General features: G+C 53.4%; 15 protein-coding genes. 14 read left to right on the top strand and 1 reads right to left on the bottom strand.

Going from position 1 to position 21021, the window contains the following annotated elements; translation table 11 throughout:
* Positions 1-15: 15 nt before the first annotated feature.
* A complete protein-coding gene (locus tag AC4G46_RS27780) occupies positions 16-771 on the bottom strand; it encodes an AraC family transcriptional regulator (protein WP_068725661.1) in 756 nt (251 codons plus the stop codon).
* Between the two features lie 328 nt (positions 772-1099).
* On the opposite strand from AC4G46_RS27780, the gene AC4G46_RS27775 reads away from it, so the two are divergent.
* The 14 genes from AC4G46_RS27775 (at position 1100) to AC4G46_RS27710 (ending at position 20042) form a co-directional block, all read left to right on the top strand.
* The gene (locus AC4G46_RS27775; protein WP_491125542.1) at positions 1100-2239 is read left to right on the top strand and encodes a BMP family ABC transporter substrate-binding protein; all 1140 of its coding nucleotides are present in this window, start codon (positions 1100-1102) and stop codon (positions 2237-2239) included.
* 120 nt (positions 2240-2359) lie between these two features.
* On the top strand, positions 2360-3922 hold the full coding sequence (locus AC4G46_RS27770; protein ID WP_491125541.1) for an ABC transporter ATP-binding protein: 1563 nt from the start codon (positions 2360-2362) through the stop codon (positions 3920-3922).
* On the top strand, positions 3915-4964 hold the full coding sequence (locus AC4G46_RS27765) for an ABC transporter permease (RefSeq protein WP_342563004.1): 1050 nt from the start codon (positions 3915-3917) through the stop codon (positions 4962-4964). The genes AC4G46_RS27770 and AC4G46_RS27765 overlap by 8 nt, the downstream gene beginning before the upstream one ends.
* Positions 4961-5899 carry an ABC transporter permease gene (locus AC4G46_RS27760; RefSeq protein WP_491125540.1) on the top strand — a complete coding sequence of 313 codons (939 nt, stop codon included), beginning with the start codon at positions 4961-4963 and terminating at the stop codon, positions 5897-5899. The genes AC4G46_RS27765 and AC4G46_RS27760 overlap by 4 nt, the downstream gene beginning before the upstream one ends.
* A gap of 59 nt (positions 5900-5958) precedes the next feature.
* Entirely contained in the window at positions 5959-6918 is a 960-nt protein-coding gene (locus AC4G46_RS27755; protein WP_491125539.1) for a nucleoside hydrolase, read from the top strand.
* Entirely contained in the window at positions 6918-8312 is a 1395-nt protein-coding gene (locus AC4G46_RS27750) for an ADP-ribosylglycohydrolase family protein (protein ID WP_491125538.1), read from the top strand. The genes AC4G46_RS27755 and AC4G46_RS27750 overlap by 1 nt, the downstream gene beginning before the upstream one ends.
* A gap of 245 nt (positions 8313-8557) precedes the next feature.
* Positions 8558-10099: a response regulator transcription factor gene (locus AC4G46_RS27745; protein ID WP_491125537.1), complete on the top strand. Its 1542-nt coding sequence runs from the start codon at positions 8558-8560 to the stop codon at positions 10097-10099.
* Between the two features lie 20 nt (positions 10100-10119).
* Entirely contained in the window at positions 10120-11934 is a 1815-nt protein-coding gene (locus tag AC4G46_RS27740; protein WP_491125536.1) for a cache domain-containing sensor histidine kinase, read from the top strand.
* A gap of 2 nt (positions 11935-11936) precedes the next feature.
* A complete protein-coding gene (locus tag AC4G46_RS27735; protein ID WP_491125535.1) occupies positions 11937-13469 on the top strand; it encodes a response regulator transcription factor in 1533 nt (510 codons plus the stop codon).
* A gap of 113 nt (positions 13470-13582) precedes the next feature.
* Positions 13583-15295 (top strand): type 2 periplasmic-binding domain-containing protein, encoded by a 1713-nt coding sequence (locus AC4G46_RS27730; RefSeq protein WP_491125534.1) that lies wholly within the window; start codon positions 13583-13585, stop codon positions 15293-15295.
* Positions 15296-15379: 84 nt separating this feature from the next.
* A complete protein-coding gene (locus AC4G46_RS27725; RefSeq protein WP_491125533.1) occupies positions 15380-16354 on the top strand; it encodes an ABC transporter permease in 975 nt (324 codons plus the stop codon).
* 2 nt (positions 16355-16356) lie between these two features.
* Positions 16357-17316, top strand: a complete 960-nt coding sequence (locus tag AC4G46_RS27720) for a carbohydrate ABC transporter permease (RefSeq protein ID WP_491128995.1) — start codon at positions 16357-16359, stop codon at positions 17314-17316.
* 54 nt (positions 17317-17370) lie between these two features.
* A complete protein-coding gene (locus AC4G46_RS27715) occupies positions 17371-18954 on the top strand; it encodes a glycoside hydrolase family 43 protein (protein ID WP_491125532.1) in 1584 nt (527 codons plus the stop codon).
* Between the two features lie 77 nt (positions 18955-19031).
* Positions 19032-20042, top strand: a complete 1011-nt coding sequence (locus AC4G46_RS27710) for an endo-1,4-beta-xylanase (RefSeq protein WP_491125531.1) — start codon at positions 19032-19034, stop codon at positions 20040-20042.
* Positions 20043-21021 lie beyond the last annotated feature (979 nt).

Raw genomic sequence — 21021 nt, 5'->3', positions numbered from 1 at the left:
GTGACTTATGTTACATTACATAACTTTACTGCGGACGCGGAAGGTCCGGGGCGAGAGGCCGACCTCTCTTTTGAACATATTGCAGAACTGCGCGTCATTCACGAATCCGGCCGTGGCAGATACCTCGGAAATATGCATTTGGGTATGCAGCAGGAGAGATTTGGCATAATTAATGCGTTTCAGTAAAAGATAACGGTGGGGCGACTCGCCAAAGCGCTCTTTAAATAAATGCCGGAACCGGTCGTAGCTGTACCCTGACATTTCCGCCAGCGATTGGACCGACAGCTTGTGCCGGTAGTGCTCATCCATATAGTTGAGGACATACTGCATCTGGTCCTGTGCCGGGGACTGGAAGCCGGAGCCGCCCAGCAGCCGCTGCAAGTGTACTGTAATTTCGCTCATCTGCAGATTTAAAAGCTCGGAGAAGCCGTCTCGCTTGCGCTTGAACTCCTCATTCATCCGCACCAGCGTCTGCAGCACCGTATGTTCCTTGTCATCCTCAAATACGCCTGATAATGTGCTGATCGCCGGATTCTCGCAGTGAAAGCCGACGAACAGTACCTCGGAGCGGGGCTGGTGGTTCTCGTCATGTTTGAAATTGGGCGGGATCAGCGCAAAGGAGTGCGGACGGAAGTGATAGCTGCGCTGCCCTATGCTGCATGTGCCAAGCCCGTGAATGTAATAAACCAGCTCGAAGCATTCATGCTGATGGCGCGGGATATGGGTGTCCGCTTCATGCTCTGCATTTACAATATATAGGACTCGATCCATGTTGATCCTCCAACTCTTTTTCATTTAGCCGAATCGTGTAAAAAAATGACCGAAAGTATATAAAAGTTTGCTGCCGTATTTGCTATGATCGTATCAATTAAACGAAAGATTCGCAACTTGACTGGCCATCTTGTTCGGGAATTGACCGTTTAATTGACGAAAAATCACAGTTTTTATCATCGAATGTAAGCTATTCATTAATTTTCAGTCGTTTTATGGATTTGCATAAAATCTATTGCTGCATGACAACAGAACAAAACGTGTAATTGGGGAAGTCAGCCGTTTTAAAGTGGTCCATCAATATCAAACAGGGGTGTGAACAGACAAAATGAAAAAGAATGTTCTTGCATTATTGCTGCTCATGGTAATGGTACTCGTCACTGCTTGCGGAAACAACACAGCTAACAATGGAAATGCGGCGGATGCCGGAAACGATGCAGCAAATAGCGGAAACGCCGGTTCAGGCGACAAGCTCAAGGTTGTGCTGCTGATTCCGGGAACGCTTGGCGATAAATCCTTCTTCGACGCTGCCAACAGCGGCCTGCAGAGAGTGCAGACAGAGCTGGGCGCGGAAACCAAAGTAATCGAGATGGGCACCGACAAGACGAAATGGGAGCCTACTTTTAACGATATTGCCGCTGAGGACTGGGATGTTGTTATTTCAGGCGGATCAGAAATTACGGAAATGTTCAATATGACAGCCGAAGCGAATCCGGACAAAAAATTCATCAACTACGATACGGACATCGAGGAAGCACCTGCCAACATGTACAACATGTCTTACTCCACTAATGAAGTCTCTTTCCTGGCCGGCGCTGTTGCGGCACTGGCTACACAGTCGGATATGCCGAATGCGAATCCGGATAACGTGATCGGTTTTGTCGGCGGTATGGATATTCCGGGCATCAACGCATTCCTGGTCGGCTATATCCAGGGTGCCCAATATGTTGATCCCGATGTAAAAGTGGCTGTTTCCTATGCGGGCGACTTCGTTAACCCGGCTAAGGGTAAGGAGCTGTCGCTGATCCAGTATAACTCGGGTGTAGACGTGATCTTTAACGTAGCCGGCGGTACAGGCCTTGGTATCTTCGATGCTGCAAAAGAAAAAACAAAGTATGCAATTGGTGTCGATTCCGACCAGGCTATGCTGCTTAAAGATACAGACAGCGAGAAAGCCAACCTGATTGTCACCTCGGCGATCAAAAAAATCGACAGCGCCATTCTGGGCGCCGTAACCAAGCTTCAGGATGGCACTCTTGAAATGGGTAAACGCGATGTCCTCGGCTTCGTGGAAGACGGCGTAGGCATTGCCGAAAATGACATCTACACCAGCGTATTCCCGGCGGATCTGCAGGCCAAGGTTGAAGAAGTGAAGCAGAAGCTGATCAACAAGGAAATCACTGTAGACAACGCAATGGGCATGGAAACTTCAGAGGTTGAAGCGATCCGTAATGCTGTTAAGCCTTAATTAAATTAAACACTAACCGGTACGCCGTATCTCCTGCAGTTGGGATTCCTTCAGCCAAGAAGAATTCCAGCTGCCTATTTTTGCAGAAAACATAGTCTAGTTGAAAGGCGTTGATAACCCGTGGAACACGCGCTGCTGGAAATGCGGGGAATAACCAAGGTATATCCCAATGGCGTCGTTGCCAACCATGATGTCCACTTTAGCCTGCGCGAAGGAGAGATTCATGCCATAGCGGGAGAGAACGGGGCAGGCAAGTCGACCCTGATGAAGATCATGTTCGGGATGGAGGAGCCGAGTGAAGGCGACATCAGCATCCGCGGGGAAAAGGTAAAGCTGCAGTCCCCGCAGGATGCGATCGACCGGGGCATCGGCATGGTCCATCAGCATTTCATGCTGGTGCCTTCCTTTACGGTAGCCGAGAATATGGTGCTTGGCATGGAGCCGCGCAAAGGGGTGGGCTTCAACTACAATGAAGCGGTCCGCCTGACGGAAGAGACGGCGCGCAAATACAATCTGGCTGTAAATCCCAAGGCAAAGGTCGAGGATCTTACTGTCGGGATGAAGCAGAAGGTGGAAATCCTGAAGGCACTCGTACGCGGCGCCAAAATCCTGATCCTGGACGAGCCGACCGCCGTGCTGACTCCGCAGGAGACAGAGGAGCTGTTCGTGGAACTCCAGCATTTGAAGGAGCAGGGACATACGATTGTGTTCATCTCCCACAAGCTGAAGGAAGTCAAAGCCATCTGTGACCGGATTACCATTATGCGCGGAGGCCGGAGCGAGGGGGTCTTCCAGACCCGGGACGTAACCGAGCAGGAGATTTCACGGCTGATGGTCGGCCGGGATGTCGTGCTGAAATACGATAAGGACAATGTGCCATTCGGCAAGCCGGTGTTATCAGTAGACAAACTGTCCGTCCATGACAGCCTGGGCAAGGCTTTACTGGAAGAGGTCAGCTTTGCGGTCCGCGAAGGCCAGATCGTCGGGATTGCCGGGGTTGAAGGCAACGGCCAGAATCAGCTGGTCGAGGCGCTCACCGGCGGGCTGCACGCGGTATCGAGCAGCGGGTCGGTAAAGGTTAATGCTACAGATATTCTGGCAGCTGATATTCTCCGCATCCGCAGCCTGGGCGTCTCTTATATCCCGGAAGACAGGATGCGCCAGGGGGCTGCGGGAGATGCCAGCATTTCCGACAATCTGATCTCCACCCGTTACCGCTCCAAGGACATGAATAAGGGGCCGCTGCTGAACGGTAAGCGGATTGCCGCACTGGCCGCCTCGCTGGTAGAGGAATTCAAAGTAAGATGCTCAGGACCGCAGCAGCCGATTGGCATGCTCTCCGGGGGCAACATGCAGAAGGTCGTTGTGGCCCGGGAATGCTCCACCAGCCCGCAGCTGCTGATTGCCGAGCAGCCGACCCGGGGCGTGGATATCGGTGCAGCCCAGTTCATCCACCAGAAGCTGCTGGAGCTGCGCTCCGCAGGCAGCGGTATTGTACTCCTGTCGGCGGATCTGAACGAAATTCTGGAGCTGAGCGACAGCCTCCTTGTCATGTATGAAGGAGAGATTGTGGCCTACTTTGAGAATCCTTCCAAGGTAAGCGAAGAAGAACTCGGCTTATATATGCTGGGCATTAACCGGCAGGACAAGCAGCAGATCGGGAGGGCCGTAAACCATGTTTAAAGTCAAATATTTTGAGGTGATCCGGACGACAGCGGTCATACTGATTGCGCTGGCCATCGCCTTTATCATTATTTCACTGGTCAGCGACCAGCCGCTCAAGACGATCGGTATTTTTCTGTGGGAGCCTATTTCCACCAAGGGGCATATCGGCAACGTGATTGAAATGGCGATTCCGCTGATGTTCACCGGTCTTGCCGTGTCCCTGCTGTTCCGGGCCAATATGTTCAATCTCGGGGCAGAAGGTATCTTCTATTTCTCTGGCGTAGTAGCTTCAGTACTGGCCATTCATCTGAGCCTGAACAGCTGGTTTCATCCAATCGTTGCGATTGCGGCGGGCTCCATTGTCGGAGCGCTGCTGTCGGCGATTCCCGGTATTCTCAAAGCCAAGTGGAACGCAAACGAACTGGTAACTTCCCTGATGTTCAACAACATTTTGTTCGGAATCGGACTCTATCTGCTTAACTATCATCTGCGTGATGCGAAGGCTTTTGCCAATGTATCCTACAAGTTCCAAGAGACAGCCCAGCTGAGCAAAATATTCACCGGCACACGCATCCACACCGGACTGATTATTGTACTTGTGATGATCGTTCTGGCCCACCTGTTCCTGTACCGGACCAAATGGGGCTACGAGCTGCGGATGACCGGGGTGAACCGTGATTTTGCCCGTTACTCCGGGATGAAGACAGCAAAAGTAATCATTCTGGTCCATCTGATTGCCGGCTTTATCGCCGGAATGGGCGGGTCAGTCGAAGTATTGGGAATGTACAACCGGTTCCAGTGGGCTTCCCTGCCGGGGTACGGTCTCGACGGTGCGCTGGTAGCGATGCTGGCCAAAAATAATCCGATATCCGTCATCGGCTCAGCCCTGTTCCTGGCGTATATCCGCATCGGCGCCGATATGATGGCCCGTCTGTCGGATGTACCCTCCGAGATGATCTCGATCATCCAGGCGGTTATTATCCTGCTGATCTCCGCGGAGCAATTCCTGAAATTCTGGAAAAACCGGATGCTGCTGAAGGAGGCGAAAGCGAACGCATGAACAGTCTGCTGAATGTTATTTTTACGACGGACTTTGCCTTTTCGCTGCTGCGTGTAACGACGCCGATTCTGTTCGCCGCGCTGGGGGCGCTGATCTCCAACCGGGCCGGCATTATTAATATCGGGATGGAAGGGATCATGCTGGTGTCGGCCCTGGCCGGCGTCATTGTCAGCGCCTATACCCAGAGTGCCTGGGTTGGACTGCTTGGCGCAGTATTATCGGGAACGCTGATCGCCGGGATACTGGCCTTTTTCACCCTTAAATTCAAGACGCATATTATTCTTGGCGGGGTAGCCATTAATATGTTCGCCTCAGGCGGTACCGTATTTATCCTGTATCTGCTGAGCGGGGACAAGGGCTCCTCAACATCGCTTGCGAGCAAGGTGCTGCCAAGTGTTCAGATTCCGCTGATCAAAGATATTCCCGTGCTTGGACCGATTCTGTCCGGTCACCACATTCTGACTTACGTCTCCATTCTGGCCGTACTGGCCGTGTATTATCTGCTCAACCGGACACCGCTTGGACTGCGTATCCGTTCAGTCGGGGAGAACCCGCATGCCGCCCAGTCGGTCGGGGTCAGTGTAGTCAAAATCCAATATACCGCGCTGCTGCTTAGCGGATTTTTTGCCAGCCTGGGCGGGGCTTACATGTCCATGGGTTATCTGTCGCTGTTCACGCGTGATATGATCGCCGGCCGGGGCTGGATTGCGATTGCCGCAGAATCCATGGGCCGCAGTACGACAATCGGAACGGCGCTGACCTCCCTGCTGTTCGGGGCGGCGGATGCATTGTCCAATGCGCTCCAGGTGCTGAAAATTCCGGCCGAGCTGATTGCTACGCTGCCTTATGTGGCGACTGTGATCGGTCTGGTCATCTATGCGGTCTCAGAGACCCGGAAGAAGAACAAGAAGGTTAAGAGTCCTGTGGCAAAGTAGCGGGGAGCTGCTTCAGACAAGGACAGGCTGCTGAGAAAGACATAAGGGGGAGAACAACAATGCCAAGACCCATAATTATTGACTGCGATCCGGGGCACGATGACGCGATAGCGATTCTGCTGGCGCTGGCCCATCCGGAGGAGCTAGAAATCCGGGGGATTACAACGGTAGGCGGGAACCAGATTCTTGATAAAATTACGGATAACGCCCTAAAGGTGCTGAGCTTCGTTAATGCAGATATTCCTGTAGCCAAGGGGGCAAAGGGACCGCTGTTCGGCAAGCTGGTGACCGGAGAGGAAGCACACGGGGAATCGGGAATGGATGGTCCTGTGCTGCCGGCCAGCAAGTTTAAGCCGGTGGAGCAAGGCGCGGTTGAGTTCATGCTTGAGATCATCCGTGCTTCGGAGGAGCCGGTCACACTGGTACCGATGGCACCGTTGACCAATATTGCGCTGTTAATTACTGCCTACCCTGAAGTAAAGGACAAGATTAAGGAAATCTCGCTGATGGGCGGGGGCCTGGCTTACGGGAATGTGACCAGCACGGCTGAGTTCAACATCTTTGTAGACCCGGAAGCTGCACGGATCGTCTATGAATCGGGTATCCCGATTGTAATGAGCGGTTTGGATGTGACGGATAAGGCGGCGATTTTTGAGGAGGAAATCCTTGAATTGAAGCAGAAAGGCCCTGTATCTGTTATGGTCGGGGAGCTGCTGGACTTCTATTCGATCTATGGCAAAAAAATGGGCTATGTCGGCAACGCGCTGCATGATCCATGCGCCGTAGCCTGGCTGTTGCACCCGGAGCTGTTCCAGTCGGAGCATCTTTATGTGACGGTAGAAACCGAGGGTAAGCTGACCCGCGGGATGACCGTTGCAGACCGCAGGAAGAAGCCGGACCGCCAGCCGAATGTACAGGTGCTGACCGGCGTTGACCGTGAAGCATTCATGAAGCTGCTGTTCGATTCGCTGGAACGGCTGGACCGGGAGCTGCTGGCTGCGGCCGGAGGAAACAGCTGATGGCCGGCTGGGAGAACCTGCTGGAGACAGTAAAGTTCGAGCTGCAGCAGCGGAATGAGGAAGGCTGCCGGACGGACGGAATCGCTGAGAAGCTGGCTGCTGCGGGAACAGATGAAGGCAGGCTGATGGAAATCTACCGCAAGCTGATGGAGCTTCAAGTAGCGGAGGATTTCCCGTATCAGGAGCCTTCCGGGCTTGAGGAAATCCGCGCCTTGCGGCCGGAGGGTCCGCGCATCCTTGCTCCTTCATGGACACCAGAGCAGTGGAGAGACAAGTTCCACGGGGCCTGGCTAGGCAGAAGCGTCGGCTGCGCGCTCGGCAAGCCGCTGGAGCACTGGGATTATCTCTACGGGAAGGATGGCCGTCCGGGCTGGGAAAATATCGAGCTCTGGTTCCAGGGTGCGGATGCCTGGCCGATCAAGGGCTATACGCCGGATAACTCCCGAGCGGAAGCGGAGTATGGCCTCGGTCTTAGCGCCTGGTCCTTCACCAGTACCCGGGAGAAGATCAGCTACATGGAGAGCGATGATGATCTCCGTTACACGGTCCTCGGGCTGCTGCTGCTGGAGCAGAAGGGGCTTTCTTGGGATGCCTGGGATATCGGCAAGCTGTGGCACGGGAATTTGACCTATGCTCAGGTGTGTACCGCCGAGACACAGACCTATATGAACTTTGCCGCCGAAACCTCCCACATGCACAAGGAGAAGCCGGCTGACTGGCAGCAGCGTCTGGAGCGGGTGCGGATGCATCTCAATCCGTACCGCGAATGGATCGGTGCGGCCATCCGGGCTGACGGGCTGGCTTACGGTGCAGCCGGCCAGCCGGAGCTGGCCGCCGAGCTGGGCTGGCGCGACGCATCATTCTCCCATGTGAAGAACGGGATCTATGGCGAAATGTTCAATGCAGCCATGATTTCGGCCGCCTTCGTCGAGCAGGACAACGAGCGGATTCTGGAGATTGGACTCAGCGAAGTTCCGGCTAAGAGCCGGCTTGCCGAAGCGGTGCTCCAGGGTATCGATATTGCCCAATCGGCCAAGAGTGAACGCGAGCTGGTCAGCCGCATCTGGGACAAGTTCAGCCATTATGATCCGGTGCATACGGTCAATAATGCTGCACTTGTTGCCGCCTCGCTGGTTTATGGCGGCAATGATTTCGAGAAGGCTGTAGTTACCTCGGTCTACGGCGGAATGGACACGGACTGCAACGGAGCTACCGTAGGCTCAATCATGGGGGCAAAGCTGGGGGCAAGCCAGCTGCCGGCAAGCTGGACTGCACCGCTGAACGATACGCTGTATGCTGACCTTCCGGGCTTCCATCCGATTGCGATTTCGGCTTGTGCGGAGCGGAGCTACCAGGTATTCCTGAAGCTGCGCGCGGAGTCTGGACTGGTGTAAGCTGCCGTTGTCACATCTATGAAATTTATAAGAATCGCTCTTTGCGAGCAGGGGACGCAGTAGTGTCCCTTCCGGCAAAGAGCGCTTTTTTTATGGCCGGAACTTTAGGCTGCTGCTCATCCCCGAACGAAATAGCAACGGAAATAAGTCACAGAAATAGTGAACTATGTTAGCATAATCTATAGTTATTTGTTGGGCAGTTAAGTGAAAATTGCTCACGGAATCAATGGGGAGGGATGCGGTTCATGCTGAAGGCTATTGTTGTTGACGATGAGCCCTGGGTGCTGGAGGGGCTGCGGACGATGGTGGACTGGGCGAAGTACGGATTCGAGCTGTGCGGTGAGGCCATGAACGGCAAGGATGCGCTGCGAATGATTGAGCTGCATCAGCCTGACCTTGTACTGACCGATATTAATATGCCGGTCTTTAGCGGGCTGGAGCTGATATCCAGGGTGAATGGAACGATGGCGAAGCCGCCCCGGTTTATTATTTTGAGCGGATACGATGACTTCCAGTACGCCAGAGTGGCCCTGCGCGAACGGGTGGAGCAGTATTTGCTGAAGCCGGTCGATGAGGAGGAGCTCGAGCTTCTCCTGGGCCAGCTAAGTCATTTGATACAAAATGAAATCGCTTCCGAGAATGAGCGGCAAAAAAAGCAGTCAGTCATTATCGGCGGCATGTTAAGCCGTCTGATTCTGGGGGAGAACGAGGAAGACGTCCGCTTGATGGCCGCCAACCTGATGAAGCTTAGCGGAGATACAGAGTTGCTGGGCATTCTGATTGATCCGCCTGCAGCGGCAGCGCATCTGCATCCGGTGCAGTCTTTATTCACTCCTGAACCGGTGTGCAGCAGCTTCCAGGACAGTGCCGGACGGACCGGCCTGCTGCTGCAGTCAGCAAGCCTCACACGGGACAGCCTGAAGGACGGTGCCCGGCGGCTTCAGCAGGAGCTGACAGGGCTGCTGCAGCAGCCGGTTACGGTAATGGTCAGTGACCGGATGACAGGTATTGAGTCTCTTAAGGGCATTTATCTGCAGCTGCTGGATATGTGGAAGCTTAGGTTCGGCAAAGAGCAGGGCGGCGTGTTCTTCCATTGTGATTTCAGGAAATGCAGTACAGAGGCAAGCCGGGAGCAGTCGGCTTTTGCAGAGCTGCCGGAAAAGGTAATGGCCGGTGATCCGGAGGGGATTGAATCCTGTGTAAAGGATATCTTCATGTCCTATGCCCGGCAATTGTCTACTGTGGAAGCTGTTCAGGCCGGCATCGCCCATCTGGAAATGACCCTGTGCCGGCTGGTGGCAGAGCATAACGGAGAACCTGGCACCATGATGAACGGGCACCAGGCGAAATACGGGAGTCTGGGAGACCTCGGTGACTACACCCGGTTAAGCCGTTATGTAAGCGGTCTCTGTAATACGGCGGCGGACTATCTGGGACAGCTGCAGGAGGCAAATGAAGGTAACACCATCTATAACGTCATCCGGTATGTGGATCAGGAGTTCCGCAGCAAGCTGCAGCTTCAGGAGCTGGCCCGGCAGTTTCATATGAACCCGGCCTATCTGGGGCAGTTATTCCGCAAGGAGACAGGACGCAGCTTCAGCGAATATTTGAACGTTAAGCGAATTGAGGCAGCCAAGGCGCTGCTGAAGCGGACAGAGCTGAAAATTTCCGATGTGGCCGCACAGGTCGGCTTCAGCAATACGGATTATTTTATCGACAAATTCAAGGGAATCGCGGGTGTTCTGCCCTCTGTATACAAGAACTCAGACCACAGCAAGCAGCTCTAGGAAAGCCGGGTGCACAATCCATGCTCAAGAAAAGACTCCGCTTCACCAATATCGTCAACGACATTCCGCTGAATTATAAGTTTTTCCTGATCTACATCGTCGGTGTGCTTCTGCCTATCATGATTATTAACCTGGTGTTCCTGGGCCGGATTACGGACCTGATCAAGTCAAGAGAGGAGCAGAACCTGGAGATTTCTCTGGAGCGGGCAAGGAAGGACATTCATGATTTCATCGAGGGCGGCGTTGCCGTCGGCTATACCCTTTCCACAGACAAGAACCTGTATGAAATGCTGGACCGTCCCTATAAGGATTCCATTGATTTTTACGGTGCCTATGATGAGGAGCTGCGCGACCGGCTGTACAGCTACATGCCCGTGAACAACCAGATTGAGCGTATTACGGTATTCACCGCCAACCAGTCTATCGTATCCGGTGGCAATTATCAGGCTATTAACGCCAAGATCCGGACAAGCGGCTGGTACAGGCAAGCCGAGTCTTCAAGCAACCAGGTGGTTGTAACCGCCTACCGGATAAGCGAGAACAGTAACTCTTCCACACCGATGCTGAGCATCATTGACTGGATGGATCACTACAGCTCGTTCAACACTTATGAAAAGCTGTCGCGGATCGATCTCGATCTCAGTGAAGTGTACGACATCATTGTGCGGGAAAAGGATTACCTCAGCCTGTACCTGGTCAATGAGCAGAATCAGATTGTCATGTCAGAGGCAAGCGGCTATCAGCATGTAACGGATGAGCCTTACCCGCTGTTTACGCAGCCTGAGGACGGAGACCAGGAGGTGCATATTCTGCCTATCGGTACGGCCAATTATCTTAAAGGCTGGCGGGTTATCGGCATAACACAGTGGGAGCGGATTGCCCAGGCTGTTCTGGATATCCGGCTGTATGCGGCGGTGCTGGCGACCACTGTCACGCTGCTGACTTCGGCTTTTATCTATGTGATGCTGCGTTCCTATAATTACCGGGTGAAGCGGCTGGCCCGGCATATGCAGAAGGTGAGCAACGAGAAGTTCGAGCTGATCCGGATCGATGAGGGCCGGGATGAGATCGGCGGACTGATTCATAATTTCAACCGGATGACTTCGCGGATCAATTCGCTGATTAACGATGTGTACAAGCTGGAAATCCAGAGCAAGAACCTTGAGATGGAGCGGGTGCGGGCCGAGCTGAATTTTCTGCAGAGCCAGATGAATCCGCATTTCCTGTTCAATACGCTGAATGCCATTCTCGTCGTCTGCACCAAGAACAAATATGACGATGTGACGGATATTATCAAAAGCCTCTCCAAGCTGCTGCGCAGGCTGCTCAGGTGGAAGGAGGACCTGGTGTCACTACAGGAGGAAATGCAGTTTATTGAAATGTATCTGAAGATCGAGAAATTCAGGTTCCGCGACAAGTTCGATTATCAGTTTGAAATTGAAGAGCAGGCGCTGGCTTACAAAATACCTAAGCTGAGCATGCAGCCTCTTGTTGAAAACTCCTGCAAGCACGGCCTGCAGACCATAGAGGGCCTCGGTGTAATCCGGATCAGGGCGGCTGTCCGGGAGGACCGCCTGCAGATCACCATTTCTGACAACGGCAAGGGCATGGAGGCAGTGAAGCTCAAGGAGCTGCTGCACAATATCCGCACAGAGGATTCCTCCGGGCAGAATATCGGGATGCGCAATGTATACCGCAGACTGGAGCTGTACTATGCCGATCAGGTGACCTTTGAAATGGTCAGTGTACCGGGTGAGGGGACATCGGTTTCGTTCGGAATACCGCTGAAGCTGCTGGAGAAAATTCATTTGCCGGGAGGTGAGGGGAAACTGTGAGAATGTATAAAGTTCTGTTAATTGATGATGAGCCCAGTGCCCTTGAAGCGATGCTGCTGTGGATCGACTGGCAGGCGCTCGGATATGAGATAGCCGGAACCTGCACCAACGGCCAGGCGGGACTGCAGCTGATCCGGGAGCTTGCGCCGGATCTGGTCATTACGGATGTGAATATGCCGCTGCTCAGCGGCCTTGAAATGGTTGATGCCTGGCAGCAGGGAGGGGGCAGGGAGACCAAATTTGCTATTCTCAGCGGCTACAGCGAGTTTGAATATGCCCAGACGGCAATCCGTTACGGCATCCATCACTATCTGCTGAAGCCGGTATTTCCGGAGGAGGCCGGGGAAGAGCTGCGCCAAATCCGGCTGGAGCTGGAACAGGAGGCGCACAGCCGCAAATGCCGGCAGCTTGCCGCCCTGGAGGAGACCGCAGCAGTCATCAAAGGGCTGCTCTATGGCCAACCGGAAGAGCCTACGGATGCCGGTTATGTGGCTGCGCTGTCCGCCGGGTTCAGCTGCTGGAACGTCATTCTGATTCAGACTGAACAGCTAAGCTATACCGAAGTCAGGGCGAAAGCGGCCGCCTTGTCTGCCGGGGAAGCCGGGATGGTGCTGGCTGACCTGGAGGCATACACCTGTGCGATTGTCTACGGAAGTGCGGTGTCCGGGGAAGGGACCGCTACAGCTGCCCGGATTGCGGAGGGGCTGCGGCAGGCTTGTCCCGGCATCCCCTTGTTTATTGCGGCCGGGGACAGCGTATCGGAACTTAGCAGCATTGCGGGGAGCTATCTGACGGCAAAGGAGACCCTGCAGTATTGTTTTTACAGCGAACCTTCCGGTGGCCTGCTGATGTTCCACGAAATCCGCGATACGCCCTTAAGCAGAGATTACGACCATATCCGGCTGGCAGATGTGCTGATCGGATTAGTAAATACGCTGGATCTTCCCGGCTTCCGCCGGGAGGCTGAAGGTGCGGCATCAAGCTTCCGGGAGAAGCTGGTATCTCCGGACACTGTAAAGAAATTTGTGATTCATCTGGTCTATAAAATGAGGGAGCTTGTACCGGCTCCGGAGGCCGGACAGCTGCAGAGGAATGGTACAGAGCCGCGGGCGGATTTTAATTATCACATGCTTACACTTGGCGGACTCATGGAGTATCTGCTGGCCTTTGCCGAAGAGGTGGTTCGCCTTCTGCTGCAGGAGCGGGGCAACCGGTCTCAGAATGTTGTCCGGGATATTAACCGGTATATTCAGGAGCACTACCGTGAGAGCCTGACGATCCAGAGGCTTGCGGAAATCTTTTACCTGCATCCCGTCTATCTGGGCCAGCTTCTGATCAAGAAGAACGGAATCGGCTTTAATGAACTGCTTCATAATCTGCGGATTGAGGAAGCGGCAAGGCTGCTTGCGGAGCGTAACCTTAAGCTGTCGGAAATAGCAGAGAGGGTGGGATATGCCAATTACGGGCAGTTCCTGAAGCAGTTTGAGAAGAAAATGCACTTGTCCCCGAACGAATACCGGCAGGCAAAGTCCTAAAGTTTTTGGGGTTACACCTTTAATTCAGCTGTATTTAGAGCCAAGGATCACCTCTATAATTTATTAATGTAAGTGCTTACAAAAAAGCGTAACCAAAAATATGGAGGTGCTTTATGGGGGGCAAGTCAAAACGGACGTTCAAGGCTTCACTGATCACGCTGTTATCCCTGAGCTTTGCACTCGCCGGCTGCGGCGGCAATAACAACGGCAACAACGGCAATACCAAGGATAATGCCAAGGCAGAAGAGACCAGTGCGGCGCAAACTGCAGGAGCTGCGGACACGGGCGACAAAATTGAGCCGTTCAATATCAGTGTGTTTCTGGGCGAAGCCGGCCAGCAGCCGACACCGGACAATAAAATTTACAAGAAAATTAAAGATGAAACGGGCGCCAGCTTCAATTTCGAATTTTTGGCAGGCGACATTAACCAGAAGCTGGGGGTTATGATTGCCGGCCAGGATTATCCCGATATGATGACAGGAAATACGAAGCTGACAGCAGCGGGGGCATATATTCCGCTCGAAGATCTGATTGAAGAGCATGCTCCGAATTTGAAAGCGCATTATGCGGAGTACTGGAACATGATGAAGGACCCAAATGACGGACACATCTATATCCTGCCTAACTATGGGGTATACAACGGCAAGGTGAACAGCGCCTGGTATTCGGGCCCGGCTTTCTGGATTCAGAAGGCAGTGCTCAAGGAATTTGGCTATCCGCAGGTCAAGACACTGGATGAGTACTTTGACCTGATTGAGAAATACAAAGAGAAATATCCGAAAATTGACGGAAGTCCGACCATCGGCTTCGAAATACTGAATTATGACTGGAAAAACTGGGGACTGTTCAATGCGCCTCAGCACTTGATCGGACATCCGAACGACGGCGGGGTCGTGGTCAAAGACGGTGTGGCTGAGATTTTTGCAGACAAGGATTATGCCAAACAGTACTACCAGAAGCTTAATGAGATTAATAAAAAGGGTCTGATCGATAAAGAGACCTTTGTGCAGAACTACGACCAGTATATGGCGAAGCTGTCCAGCGGAACCGTTCTGGGTATGTTCGACCAGCACTGGAACTTCAACGCGGCCGAGGATTCCCTGACCACCCAGGGCAAAATTGAACGCACTTATGTAGGGCTTCCACTCGTATACGACAAGGCTACCAAAGACTACTACCGTGACCTTGCGGTTCTGAACCTTAATAACGGCTTCGGTATCAGTATCAACGCCAAAGATCCGGTGAAGATTATCAAGCTGCTCGATACCCTGATTCAGGAAGACTGGCAGAAGACCTTCTCCTGGGGGATTGAGGGCGAGGATTATATCGTAGAGAACGGCAGATTCATGAGAACACAGGAGCAGCGTGATAATGCAGCCGATGCTACCTGGCAGCTGGCCAATAAAGCCAAGTCACTCTTCAGCTACCTGCCTAAGATGGAAGGAAGCTTCAGTGACGGCAACTCTACCGACGCAGCAGCACAGCCGGAAGAGTATAAAGCAGGGCTGAAGCCTTTCGATAAGGAAGTGCTTGATGCTTACGGCTACGATACTTATGTGGACTTCTTCAGTGAGCCGCCTGCCAACCCGGTTTACTACCCGGCCTGGTCCATCGACCTGGTTGAAGGCTCCGATGCCAAAATTGCCAGCACCAAATTAAATGAGCTGCAGACCAAATTCCTTCCTAAAGCGATCCTGGCGAGTCCGGAAGAATTCGATTCCGTGTGGACCGATTATGTCGGACAGATCAAGAAAGCCAATGTGAAGGCTTACGAAGACAAGATCAATGAGCAGATCAAATGGAGAATTGATACCTGGAGCAAGTAATGAAGCTGCAATGAAACAGCAGGCGGAGGGCCGTTCCGGCCTTCCGCCTGCTCCAATAAACGATGGAGCGGGGAGACAATTACTATGGCTGAGACCTTAGAAACAGAAATAGCCGTCCGGCATTCCAACCGCCGCAAAAAGAAGAAGCGGCCGGTTACCTGGTCGCTGATCAAAAGCCAGAATCAGCTGATCTGGATGTCAGTGCCTTTAATGCTCTACATTATTCTTTTTGCCTATGTGCCCGTCTGGGGCTGGACTATGGCTTTCCAGAATTACCGGCCTGCCAAGTCTTTCAGTGAACAGGAATGGGTAGGTTTCAAGCAGTTCAAATTTCTGTTTACCGACGACAATTTCCTGCGTGTCCTGCGCAATACCTTGTCGATGGGGATCATTAACCTGGTGCTCGGCTTTGTAACGGCAATTGTGCTGGCGCTGCTGCTGAATGAAATCAAAAATGTGCTGTGGAAAAGAACGGTCCAGACCATTTCCTATCTGCCGCATTTCCTGTCGTGGATTATCGTTACCGGCATTGTGGCGACCTCACTGTCGATCAATGACGGGATTATCAATATTGTGCTGATGAAGCTGCACCTGATCAAGGAGCCGATTCTGTGGCTCAGTGAGGGCAAGTACTTCTGGGGCATTGTCGGCGCCTCCCATGTGTGGAAGGAAGTCGGGTGGAATACAATTATTTATCTGGCAGCTATTGCATCGATCGACCCGGCGCTGTATGAGGCTGCGGAAATCGACGGGGCGAGCCGTTACAGAAAAATGCAGTTTGTCACGCTGCCCGGAATTAAAGCGACCATCGTCATCCTGATGATCATGTCCATCGGGCATGTGCTGGAGGCAGGCTTTGAGGTACAGTACCTGCTTGGTAATGGGCTTGTCGTCGACTGGGCGGAAACAATTGATATTTTTGTACTAAAATACGGTCTGGCGCAGGGCAACTATTCCCTCGCAACCGCAGGGGGCATATTCAAAACAGTTGTCAGCGTAACACTGCTGCTTATGGCTAACGGCATTTCCAAGCGGCTTGGGGAAGAGAGGTTGTTATAATGATGGATAACCGGCAGATTAGCCCCGGGCACAACACAGGCATGAGAGTGAGAAGAAGCATCGGCAAAGGAAAGCTGGAGCCTGTGCTGTTCACCACCTTTAATACGGTATTTATGATTTGTCTAGTGATTGTTACCTTATATCCGTTCCTGAATACCATTGCCGTTTCGTTTAACGCGGGGAATGACACAATCCGCGGCGGCATTTACTTATGGCCGAGAGCCTGGACCGTCCAGAATTACAAGGCGATCTTTGCCTCCGGTACGATTTATGATGCCTTTCTGGTTTCTGTAGCGCGGACGGTGCTGTCGACAGTGCTGAATATTTTCCTGACGACCATGCTGGCCTATACACTGAGCCGGAGGGAATACGTCTTCCGCCAGCCGATCACGGTGATCTTCGTGCTGACGATGTATTTCAGCGCCGGTCTGATCCCGAGCTATTTCCTGATCAAGGATCTGAACCTGATTAACAGCTTCTGGGTTTATATTTTCCCGTCGATGATTAGTGCCTTCAATATGATCGTTATCCGGACTTATATCGGTACCATTCCTGAAAGCCTGATGGAGTCGGCGAGAATTGACGGAGCCGGAGACTTCAAAATTTTCATGCGGGTTGTCTTCCCGTTGTGTAAGCCGGTGCTTGCTACCATTGCCCTGTTTGTTGCGGTGGGTGCCTGGAACTCCTGGTTCGATGCCTTTATCTACACCTCTTCCCGGCAGCACCTGAGTACACTGCAGTATGAGCTGATGAAGCTCTTATCCTCAACGATGAACTCCAACAGCAACCCTAACGTTGCCGCCGGGGTAGGGATGGACCAGGATTCAGCGCGGGCGCTGGTGACACCGCTGTCGATCCGGGCCGCCATTACAGTAGTCGCCTCGGTTCCGATCCTGCTCGTGTATCCGTTTATGCAGAAGTATTTTGTGGTCGGTCTGAATGTGGGGAGTGTTAAGGAGTAGGGGCAGTAATTACAGGTACCTTTAACGAGTAAAAGGAAGGTTGTTTGCATGGAGATGAAGCGATCCCTAATAAAGTATACGAACCCGGTGCTGCCGGGTTTTTATCCTGATCCGAGCATTACCCGGGCGGGAGAGGACTATTATCTGGTCTGCAGCACCTTTGAATATTTCCCCGGTGTTCCGCTGTTTCACAGCCGCGATCTGATTCACTGGGAGCAGATCGGCCATGTGCTGGACCGGATCAGCCAGCTCGACATCCGCAATTGCGGCAGCTCTGACGGGATATATGCGCCGACAATCCGGTATCATGACGGAATGTTCTATATGATTACAACGGATGTGCGGGGACGGGGCAATTTCTATGTAACTGCGGCTGATCCGGCAGGAGCCTGGTCCGATCCGGTCTCCGTTCCTTACGGCGGTATTGACCCATCGCTGATGTTCGATGAAGACGGCAAGGTCTATGTGACCGCCCAGCAGGGGGCAGGCTATGATTCTCATATCATCCAGTATGAGATTGACATTGCCACCGGAGCTGCGCTGACTGAACCCGTGGTGATCTGGACCGGGGACGGCGGGCCATGGCTCGAAGGCCCGCATTTGTACAAGATTAACGGGATGTACTATATCATGGCGGCCTCAGGCGGTACGGCCAAGGAGCATCGCGAGATCATCGGGCGCAGCAGTTCGCCGTACGGTCCGTTTGAGGAGCTGGCCGAGCCGATTCTCACCCACAGGGGAATTGAGCACCCGATTCAATATCTGGGACATGCCGATCTGATCGAAGGCCCGGACGGCGGATGGTGGGCGGTCTTTCTTGGTGTACGTCTTGGGGACGGCGGCTTCGGGGTACTTGGCCGTGAGACGTATCTTGCGCCGGTGAGCTGGAGTGAGGACGGCTGGCCGATAATTGACAACAATGACGGTACCGTGGGACTGGAGATGTGTGTGGGGCGGTCTAATGTGCAGGGGAAGAGCACTGAGCGTTCGGACAGCAGCGTGAAGGAAGTTGTACAGGAAACCGGTTATACGAGCGGCCGGCATGATTTTGACCAAAGTATGCTTCCGTATGATCTGGTCTTCCTGCGGAATCCGGCTGAACACAGCTGGACATTGGAGGAGCGTCCGGGCTGGCTGGCGCTGAAGGGCCAGCCGGCCGGACTCAGCGATGCCGGGCAGACGGCCTTCGTCGGCCGCAGACAGCAGCAGTTTACCGCAGAGTGGAGCACGCTGCTTGAGCTGGAAGCTCAGGAGGACGGTGCGGAAGCCGGATTGTGCGTCAGAATGAATGAGCGGGCCCATTATGAGGTGGGGATGATCCATAGGGACGGTCGGCCTCTGGTGTTTGCGCGTCTGACGCTACAAGGCCAGTCCCGGCTGGCGGCGGAGGTTCCGGTAAGCGGGTCTGCTGGCAGAGTTTTTCTGAAGATTGCCGCGGATTACGAAGAGTACCGTCTGCTATATTCCATGGACGGTGAGGCGTGGACCAGACTGGCTGCAGGCCCGGCCTATGAGCTGTCGCCGCAGGCGGCGGAAGGGAATGCTTTTACCGGAGTAGTAGCCGGCATGTATGCGGCGGGCAACGGGCGGCTGCTGCCGGGATTTGCTTATTTTGACTGGTTTGAGTGGAGGGCTTGAGAGGCCGGTGTCCCGTATCTGCATGGAAGTAAAGGGTGACGGTATTAGAGTAAACTTTTTTGTGGGAGGCTATTAGGATGGGAGATAAGGGCTTCAGCGGACCTGCGTTAAAGGACATGTTCTCTGATGATTTCAAAATCGGCGCAGCGGTAAACCCGCTGACGATCCGTTCCCAGGAGCAGCTGCTGGCGTATCATTTTAACAGTATCACTGCAGAGAATGAAATGAAGTTTGAGAGTGTGCATCCGCAGGAGGAGGTATACACCTTTGATCAGGCGGACGAGCTGGCGGCTTTTGCCCGGAAGCACGGGCTGGCAATGCGCGGTCATACTCTGGTGTGGCATAACCAGACAACCGACTGGCTGTTTACGGACGGAGCTGGTACGGCGGTAAGCAAGGAGCTTCTGCTGGCGCGTATGAAGTCGCATATCGATACGGTTGTTGGACGTTACCGGGGACAGATCTATGCCTGGGATGTGGTCAATGAGGTGATTGCCGATGAAGGCCTGGAGCTGTTGCGGCCGTCCAAATGGCTGGAGATCGCCGGACTTGAGTTCATTGCGCGAGCATTCGAATATGCTCATGAGGCTGATCCGCAGGCCTTGCTGTTCTACAATGATTACAATGAATCGCATCCGCAGAAGCGCGATAAAATCTATACCCTGCTCAAGTCGCTGCTGGATCAGGGAGTGCCGGTCCATGGCGTCGGCCTGCAGGCGCACTGGAACCTGTACGATCCTGCGCTGGATGACATCCGGGCAGCGATCGAGAAGTACGCTTCGCTCGGGCTGCAGCTGCAGCTTACCGAGCTGGATATGTCCCTGTTCCGCTTCGACGATAAGCGGACGGACCTGGCAAGCCCGCCTCCGGAGCTGCTTGAGCTCCAGGCGGAGCGCTATGATGCGGTATTCCGGCTGCTCCGGGAATACCGGCAGGTCATTTCGTCCGTCACCTTTTGGGGGGCGGCGGACGACTACACGTGGCTGGACAACTTCCCTGTCCGCGGACGTAAAAACTGGCCGTTCCTGTTCGATGAACAGCACAGGCCGAAGCCTGCGTTCGAGCGGCTTGCTGCGCGCAGCCGCTGAGCTGTAAAAGAGCCGAGAGAATACAGTTGTCTTAGCTCCGCTATTCTCTGATTGAATCAGAACTGGTTTGTTAAAGTAACCGTTTGGAGTTTATCCACGTACTGACATCCGCATACTGCTATCCACACAATGGTATATCTCAGAATGAGATGCAATACGGATTTGTTAACAAACGTACAGGCCTAATCTAAATTCCGCCTATACTCCGAGTGAGACTCATTGGATTCAGTTAAAGTAACTATACAAGCTAAGCGGCGGTCTCCCGTTATGGGGGCCGCTTCTTTGTTTATGTAGTTAAGTAACTTAAAACCGGCGGTGGGACGATATCAGAGGCAGAAATGCCCCATAATTAGCCAAATACCAGATTAAGGCCCGCCAATAAAGGGGAAAATCCCTTTAATGGGCGGGAAACCCGGCCCCAAGCCCGCCAATAAAGGGAAAAATCCCTTTAATGGGCGGGAAACCCGGCCCCAAGCCCGCCACTAAAGGGAAAAATCCCTTTAATAGGCTAGAAACCCGGCCCCAAGCCTATCATTAAAGGGAAAAATCCCTTTAATGGGCTAGAAACCCGGCCCTAAGCCCGCCAATAAAGGGAAAAATCCCTTTAATGGGCCGGAAACCCGGCCTCGGGCCTATCATTAAAGGGAAAAATCCCTTTAATACCCCGGCCCCGCTCCCTGGCCAGCCTATGATGAAATAATCCTGTCTAATGGACGGCCCCGGCTTCGTCCGTCCACGAACAACTCGCATATCACAGCGAATATTTGCAGGACGAAGAGATATATGGAGAAGCTTAACCACAGCTACCTGCTAAGCAGGAGACATAGGATGAAGCCGGGCTGCGCACTGAGGTTTGATCGCTGCCTTGGGCAAAGCGCCGCGCGCCGGGAGACGCCTGCGCTGCGGAAACCGTCCATTCTCCAAAGCAGCAGGATAATTTTAACTCCAGCCGCACATGCTTAGAGGAGGGGGAATCCTT

This window comes from Paenibacillus sp. fava2 (assembly GCF_058313675.1).
This window is presented reverse-complemented; position numbering and strand designations above follow the sequence as displayed.